Origin of the sequence: Nocardia farcinica (assembly GCF_029867845.1) — a bacterium.
In the GTDB taxonomy this organism is placed as follows: domain Bacteria; phylum Actinomycetota; class Actinomycetes; order Mycobacteriales; family Mycobacteriaceae; genus Nocardia; species Nocardia farcinica_A.
This window is the reverse complement of the sequence record NZ_JARWRU010000984.1, coordinates 1-2,193: the sequence shown is the minus strand read 5'-3', so window position 1 is coordinate 2,193 and position 2,193 is coordinate 1. Positions and strand designations below refer to the sequence as shown.

The 2,193-nt window shown below is 72.6% G+C and carries 1 protein-coding gene; it reads left to right on the top strand.

Annotated elements, in window-relative coordinates; genetic code table 11:
* A partial coding sequence (gcvP, locus tag QH283_RS21695; protein ID WP_280504815.1) for an aminomethyl-transferring glycine dehydrogenase occupies positions 1-2,064 on the top strand: 2,064 nt, incomplete at its 5' end.
* Between the last annotated feature and the right edge of the window lie 129 nt (positions 2,065-2,193).

Below are 2,193 nucleotides of genomic sequence, written 5' to 3'. Positions count from 1 at the left end.
CCCGGGGTCCCCCCCCCGGGCGCGCTGGCCCCCCACGCCTGCTCCGCCACCACCCCGCGGTTGGGGGGGCCTATGGGCTGCGGCGGCCCGCACCCGGTTTATCTGGCGGTGCGCACCGCGCACGCCCGCCAGCTGCCGGGCAGGCTGGTCGGGGTGTCCAAGGACGCCGACGGCAATCCCGCCTACCGCCTGGCGTTGCAGACCAGGGAGCAGCACATCCGCCGGGAGAAGGCCACCTCCAACATCTGCACCGCGCAGGTGCTGCTGGCCATCCTGGCCGCCATGTACGCCAGTTACCACGGCGCGGACGGCCTGCGCGCCATCGCGCGGCGGGTGCACGGCCACGCCGAACGTCTCGCGGGCGCGCTCGGCGACGCGCTGGTGCACGAGCGTTTCTTCGACACCGTGCTGGCCAGGGTGCCCGGCCAGGCCGAGGCCGTGGTCGCCAAGGCCGCCGCGCGCGGGATCAACCTGCGCCTGGTCGACGCCGACCACGTGGCGGTGGCCTGCGACGAGGCCACCACCGACGCCCACATCGAGGCCGTGCTCGACGCCTTCGGGGTGCCGGCGGCCGAGCCGGTGCCGGTGCGCATCGAGGACCGCACCTCCGAGTACCTGACCCATCCGGCGTTCACTCGCTATCGCACCGAGACCGCCATGCTGCGTTACCTGCGCGCGCTGTCGGACAAGGACATCGCGCTGGACCGCAGCATGATCCCGCTCGGCTCGTGCACCATGAAGCTCAACGCCACTGCCGAGATGGAGCCGATCACCTGGCCGGGCTTCAGCAAGCTGCATCCGTACGCGCCCGCCTCCGACGCGCCCGGCCTGCTGAGGCTGATCGCCGACCTGGAGCACTGGCTGGCCGAGATCACCGGCTACGACGCGGTGAGCCTGCAGCCCAACGCGGGCAGCCAGGGCGAGTACGCGGGACTGCTGGCCATCCGCCGCTACCACCTCGATCGCGGCGACACCCACCGCGACACCTGCCTGATCCCGGCCAGCGCGCACGGCACCAACGCCGCCTCGGCGGCCATGGCAGGTCTGCGGGTGGAGATGGTGAAGTGCCGGGAGAACGGTGACGTCGACCTGGACGACCTGCGTGCCAAGATCGCCGACCACGCCGAGCGGCTGGCCTGCATCATGATCACCTACCCGTCCACGCACGGCGTGTACGAGCACGAGATCGCCGAGCTGTGCGCGCTGGTGCACGACGCGGGCGGGCAGGTCTACGTCGACGGCGCCAACCTCAACGCGCTGGTCGGGCTGGCCAGGCCGGGCCGCTTCGGCGGCGATGTCAGCCACCTGAACCTGCACAAGACCTTCTGCATCCCGCACGGCGGCGGCGGTCCGGGCGTCGGGCCGGTCGCGGTGCGCTCGCACCTGGCGCGGTATCTGCCGGGCGACCCGCTGGAGCCGGGCTCACACGCGGTCTCGGCCGCCCGCTACGGCTCGGCCTCGATCCTGCCGATCACCTGGGCCTACATCCGCATGATGGGCGCGGAGGGCCTGCGCGCGGCGACGCTGTCGGCGATCGCCTCGGCCAACTACCTGGCCCGCCGCCTGGACGAGTACTTCCCGGTGCTCTACACCGGTGAGAACGGCATGGTCGCCCACGAGTGCATCCTGGATCTGCGCGATATCACCAAGCGCACCGGCGTCACCGTCGACGATGTGGCCAAGCGGCTTGCCGACTACGGCTTCCACGCCCCGACCATGAGCTTCCCGGTGGCGGGCACGCTGATGGTCGAGCCGACCGAGAGCGAGAACCTGGCCGAACTCGACGAGTTCGTGGCGGCGATGATCGCCATCCGCGCCGAGATCGACCAGGTGGGTTCGGGGGTGTGGCCGGTGGAGGACAATCCGTTGCGCGGCGCTCCGCACACCGCCGAGTGCCTGGTGGGCGAGTGGAACCACCCGTACTCGCGTGAGACCGCTGTCTATCCGCGCGGTCTCGGGCACGGCCGGGCCAAGGTGTGGCCGTCGGTGCGGCGCATCGACGGCGCGTTCGGCGACCGCAACCTGGTGTGCTCCTGCCCGCCGTTGGCGGCCTACGCGGAGTGATCCGTCGCCGCGCCCGGGGCCCCCTCGAGGAGTCCGGCGCGCGCCGCCCCCGGCGTGGTTTTGGCGCCGCGGGGGGGGGGCGCGTGGTACCCCCGCCCGGGGGGGGTGTGGAGCCGGGGGGTCACCCGC